Source organism: Streptomyces beijiangensis, from assembly GCF_017315755.1.
Classification (GTDB): Bacteria; Actinomycetota; Actinomycetes; order Streptomycetales; family Streptomycetaceae; genus Streptomyces; species Streptomyces beijiangensis.
The window spans coordinates 1-213 of record NZ_JAFLRJ010001738.1; the positions used below are offsets into that span (position 1 = coordinate 1).

The 213-nt window shown below is 67.6% G+C and carries 1 protein-coding gene; it reads right to left on the minus strand.

The features are described 5' to 3' along the window. The coding region (locus tag J0695_RS43445; protein WP_206970302.1) for a L,D-transpeptidase family protein at nucleotides 1–213 on the minus strand (213 nt) is incomplete at both ends.

Sequence of the window (213 nt, forward strand, 5' to 3'; positions counted from 1 at the left end):
GGCCGTTGTCCGCGGCGACGTCCCCGCCGCCGGCGGAGTTCTTGACGACGACAAGGTCGCCGAGCAGCGAATTGCTGTAGAACCAGGCGCCGGGGGCCGAACTGTCCCCGCCGCCCTGCACGTCCTGCAGACCGATGCATCCGTGGCTGGTGTTCTCCGAGCCGAAGATGGACGGGTCCGACCAGTAGTTGCCGTGGATGAAGGTCCCGGAAG